Raw genomic sequence first — 3,842 nt, 5'->3', positions numbered from 1 at the left:
AGCGTGGTGCTCGCGCTCTGGATCGAGGTGCGCTTCGAAGCGCCCTACTGGGTGCATCTGTTCACGACCTTGCCGTTCATGCTTCTGACGTGCATCCCGCCATTGCGGCCGCTGAAGGGATGGCTGGTGGCCAGCCAGTATTTCTACAAGGCGGAGGAAGGCCGGATGGTCACGCCCCTGATCCCGTCGTCATCCGCCATGGCGGCCGGTTCGACAGCCGGATTGCATGGCGACGACAGGCGGTGACGAATGTCGCCGCGGCCCCCACGATGAGGGTTGAACGGCGGGTCCGGCCACGGCTATAGGCACTGGATGGAATGGCCCCTGCCCGCTGATTTTTCGCCTGAGGCCGTCGCGGCGATCCGGACGCGGCTCGATCTGGCGCGCACCCAAGGGATAACGATCCTGTGCGCCATCGAAAGCGGCAGCCGGGCCTGGGGTTTCCCGTCCCCCGACAGCGACTACGACTGCCGCTTTGTCTATGTCAGGCCTGTCGCAGACCATCTCGTGCTGGAGCAGGCGCGCGACGTAATCGAGTTCCCGATCGAAGGCGAGATCGACGCTGGCGGCTGGGATCTGCGCAAAGCCCTGCGCCTGGCGCTCGGTGGCAATGCCGTCATCGTGGAATGGGCAAAGTCACCAATCGTCTATGAGGAAGACGCAGGGTTTCGCGGACGCCTTCTCGACGTGCTGGCTCAAATAGTCGATCCGGCAAAGGTGGCGCATCACTACCTCGGGCTCGCGCGCTCGCATGTCGCCAAGATCGGCAGTTTCTCCGGCGAGGTGAAGCTGAAGAAGCTGTTCTACCTGATCCGCCCGCTGGTGGCACTCGACTGGATGGAGCAGAGCGAGTTCACCAGCCTGCCGCCGATGAACCTTGGCCAATGTCTCGATCAGACCGAGATACCCGCGCCTGCAAGGACGGAAATCCGTGACCTGATCGAGCGAAAAAGCCGGACGCGGGAGATGGGGTCCGGTCTCATCCCGACCGCAATCGCGCACTATCTCGAAGCGCGCTATGGCCATCACCAGATGAACCTTGCCATCGTGGTACGCGACAAGGTTCGCCAGGCGCGCGCCAATGCGCTCGCAACAGAGTTCTACCGCCAGGAGGCTGAGCGTCAATGAGCGATGACCTTCCCATCCTTTCCCCTGTCGAGGCACGTGTGCTCGGCTGCCTGATCGAGAAGAAGGAGCTGACGCCCGACGTCTATCCGCTGACGCTCAACAGCGCCCACGCCGCCGCCAACCAGAAGACGGCGCGCGAGCCGGTGATGGCGCTGGAACAGACAGAGGTGCACCGGGGTCTGAAGCTGCTCGAACAGAAGGGGCTGGTGCGGCAGATGTTCGGCTCGCGCGTCGAGCGCTACGAGCACCAGATGGCGCAGCGTTTCTCGCTGACCACGCCGCAGACCGCCTTGCTCGGTCTGCTCCTGTTGCGCGGGCCGCAGACGGCGCATGAACTCCTGGCACGGGCCGAGCGCATGGCGCGGTTCTCGTCGATCGAAGATATGCGCGCCGAGCTCGACATGCTGATCGGCCGTCGGCCACCGCTGATCCAGGAAATTCCGCGCGGCCCGGGCCAGCGCGAGGACCGCTACGTGCACCTCCTCGCCGGAGCGGTCGACGTTGCGGCGCTGTCGGCGCAACGCAGCGCGCCAACCATGCCTCAATCCGATCTCGAAGCAAGATTGGAGGCGCTGGAGCAGGAAGTCGCCGCGCTCCGCGCCCGCCTCGATGCGCTGGGCGCCTGAGGCCGTCGGCGATCGTTCGACGCGCTATCGCCCAAGGTCCCTACAATCGGCAACGAAAACGCCGGCGTTCGGGCCGGCGTTCTTCTCATTGCTCACTCGTTCGGTTCAGCCAAGCCTGGCGCTGAGCGAAAGCTTGATCGCGCCGAGCGCCTTGGAGACCGGGCATTCGGCCTTGGCTTTTTCGGCCAGTTCCTTGAACTTCGCCTCATCGATGCCAGGCACCTTGCCAACCAGCGTGATGGCGCTGCCGGTGATGCCGGTGCCGGGAACCAGCGTCACCACCGCCTTGGCGTCGAGCTCGGTGGCGGGCGTGCCGTTTTCGGCCAGGAAATGCGACAGCTGCATGGCATAGCAGCCGGCATGCGCGGCAGCGATCAGTTCTTCGGGATTGGTGCCGGATTTGCCGCTCTCATCCTCGAGGCGCGCCTTGAACGAATAGGGCGTGGCCTTCAAGGTCCCGCTCTGGGTGTTGATTGTCCCGGTGCCCTCTTTCAGATTGCCTTTCCAGATGGCGTTTGCTGCGCGGTCCATGAATTCCTCCTAGCTGTCGTGGCTCGTTGTCCGGGCCCGGCCCGGTATCCGCTCAACATAGCGCGTCCGGACACGAAGGCCACCGTGGCCTTTGGCACGACGCGTCCGAAGACCGAACTCTTCGAAAAAATGCCGGTGCGAAAATGTCGGCTCCTGTCGGCCTCGACCGTCCTGCGGGGCGCCATGGTTCCCGTGGCCGGATGGAGGTTCACATGAACGACCTTTCCTTCGCGCTGTGGAAGGAGACAGGCCACGAGGTCGGCCGACATGATCTCCGGCTGTATCCGCCGCCGGCCGGTGTCGCCAGGTTGCTGGCCGCCGCTGTCGCCATCGGGGTCGCGGCATGGCTTCTCGACCATGCGGCGGCGATCGAAGGCAAGGCCGGCACGCTCGTCACCGCATCCGATATGGTTTGTCACAGGAAGGAGACTGGAAATGAAATATATGTGCCTGGTCTATGGCGAGGAAAAAGATCTCCACGCGCTCACCGCCGAGCGGGGCGCCAAGCTCGACGCCGATTCGCTGGCCTATGACAGGGCGTTGGACCAACAAGGCAAGCTGATCGTTGCAGAGGCGCTGCAATCGGTAAAGACCGCCAGGACCGTGCGACGGCGCAACGGCAAGAGGCTGGTCACGGACGGCCCGTTCGCCGAAACCAAGGAGCAATTGCTCGGCTTCGTCATGATCGAGGCCCGGGACATCGAAGAGGCGCTGGACATCGCCGCCGGCATTCCGCTGGCCGAACTCGGTACCATCGAAGTGCGGGCGATCTACGACGTGCCTGGGTCATAGCAGAAGCCTGCCGTTGGTTTGTTCCATCGTCACCGGTCATACCGGCCCTGCGCCGCACCTCTATAAACAGGTCCGGACCGCCGCGAAGGCAGGAGTGAATGCAGCGGAAGCGACCTCCCGCGCGCGAAGCAATCGCTTGCGTCGAATGTCGGAATTGGGCGCCAACTCAGCGCATTTCATCACCACGCCCCCATTACGACCAGTGTAGATTAATGGTCAGGCATTTGACTGGAGGAGAATATGAATGCGGGGTCATTGCTTGTGCAGCGCTATTGCTTTTGAGGTCGTTGGCTCAGCGCAGTCCTGCGTCGCCTGTCATTGTGAAAGTTGTAGGCGGCAATGTTCCGCGCCGATGACCACCTACATTGGCGTCTTGGACGGCCAATGGCGATGGTTGGGCAAGCCACCGAAGGTATTCAATTCTTCTCCCGGTGTAGAAAGAACATTTTGCGATCACTGTGGCACGCCTCTTTCCTTCCGCTCAAAGAACATGTCTCACGTCATGCATTTCTTTGCCGCAGCGATGGAGGAGCCGGAAAAATTTACGCCAACGCTGCATGTCGCTTTTGAGGAGAAGCTCCCTTGGCTGCAACTCGCCGACGGGCTGCCGACACGAGTTGGGCCTGATTATACGAAAGGCTAGATCGCCTCGCCCTTCAACAGTCGTGGCGTATCGGCTGACAGTCCCGACGCCTGGCGGATGAAAAAATCCTTCAGGCGCGGCATGCGTTCGACGAGGCCCAGGCCGATATCGCGGACGGTGCG

Annotated in this window: 6 protein-coding genes and 1 pseudogene; 5 read left to right on the top strand and 2 right to left on the bottom strand. The window is 62.7% G+C overall.

What is annotated here, in order from left to right; genetic code table 11:
- The 3 genes from WC739_RS24920 to WC739_RS24910 form a co-directional block, all read left to right on the top strand.
- A partial coding sequence (locus WC739_RS24920) for a DUF983 domain-containing protein (RefSeq protein WP_372955651.1) occupies positions 1–246 on the top strand: 246 nt, incomplete at its 5' end.
- A gap of 66 nt (positions 247–312) precedes the next feature.
- Positions 313–1,128 (top strand): DNA polymerase beta superfamily protein, encoded by an 816-nt coding sequence (locus WC739_RS24915; protein ID WP_372955650.1) that lies wholly within the window; start codon positions 313–315, stop codon positions 1,126–1,128.
- Positions 1,125–1,754: a YceH family protein gene (locus tag WC739_RS24910; protein WP_372955649.1), complete on the top strand. Its 630-nt coding sequence runs from the start codon at positions 1,125–1,127 to the stop codon at positions 1,752–1,754. Before WC739_RS24915 ends, WC739_RS24910 begins: the two co-directional genes overlap by 4 nt.
- A 105-nt stretch (positions 1,755–1,859) precedes the next feature.
- On the opposite strand, the gene WC739_RS24905 is transcribed toward WC739_RS24910, so the two are convergent.
- The gene (locus WC739_RS24905) at positions 1,860–2,285 is read right to left on the bottom strand and encodes an OsmC family protein (protein ID WP_372955648.1); all 426 of its coding nucleotides are present in this window, start codon (positions 2,283–2,285) and stop codon (positions 1,860–1,862) included.
- 435 nt (positions 2,286–2,720) lie between these two features.
- On the opposite strand from WC739_RS24905, the gene WC739_RS24900 reads away from it, so the two are divergent.
- Both WC739_RS24900 and WC739_RS24895 read left to right on the top strand, forming a co-directional pair.
- On the top strand, positions 2,721–3,077 hold the full coding sequence (locus tag WC739_RS24900; RefSeq protein WP_372955647.1) for a YciI family protein: 357 nt from the start codon (positions 2,721–2,723) through the stop codon (positions 3,075–3,077).
- A 244-nt stretch (positions 3,078–3,321) separates the two neighbouring features.
- Positions 3,322–3,720, top strand: coding sequence for a GFA family protein (locus WC739_RS24895; RefSeq protein ID WP_372955646.1), 399 nt, complete (start codon positions 3,322–3,324; stop codon positions 3,718–3,720).
- Here the strand turns inward: WC739_RS24895 and WC739_RS24890 are convergent.
- A pseudogene (locus tag WC739_RS24890) lies at positions 3,717–3,842 on the bottom strand (2-octaprenyl-6-methoxyphenyl hydroxylase); the annotation flags it as partial. The gene WC739_RS24895 and the pseudogene WC739_RS24890 sit on opposite strands and share 4 nt — an antisense overlap.

The sequence above is a fragment of the Mesorhizobium sp. genome (assembly GCF_041661565.1).
GTDB lineage: Bacteria > Pseudomonadota > Alphaproteobacteria > Rhizobiales > Rhizobiaceae > Mesorhizobium.
The sequence above is the reverse complement of the archived record's forward strand: the minus strand, read 5'-3'. Positions and strand labels throughout refer to the sequence as shown.

Coding starts and splice junctions, on each gene's coding strand:
- WC739_RS24910 (WP_372955649.1), top strand. CDS start 1,125: ATGAGCGATGACCTTCCCATCCTTTCCCCTGTCGAGGCACGTGTGCTC.
- WC739_RS24915 (WP_372955650.1), top strand. CDS start 313: ATGGAATGGCCCCTGCCCGCTGATTTTTCGCCTGAGGCCGTCGCGGCG.
- WC739_RS24905 (WP_372955648.1), bottom strand. CDS start 2,285: ATGGACCGCGCAGCAAACGCCATCTGGAAAGGCAATCTGAAAGAGGGC.
- WC739_RS24900 (WP_372955647.1), top strand. CDS start 2,721: ATGAAATATATGTGCCTGGTCTATGGCGAGGAAAAAGATCTCCACGCG.
- WC739_RS24895 (WP_372955646.1), top strand. CDS start 3,322: ATGCGGGGTCATTGCTTGTGCAGCGCTATTGCTTTTGAGGTCGTTGGC.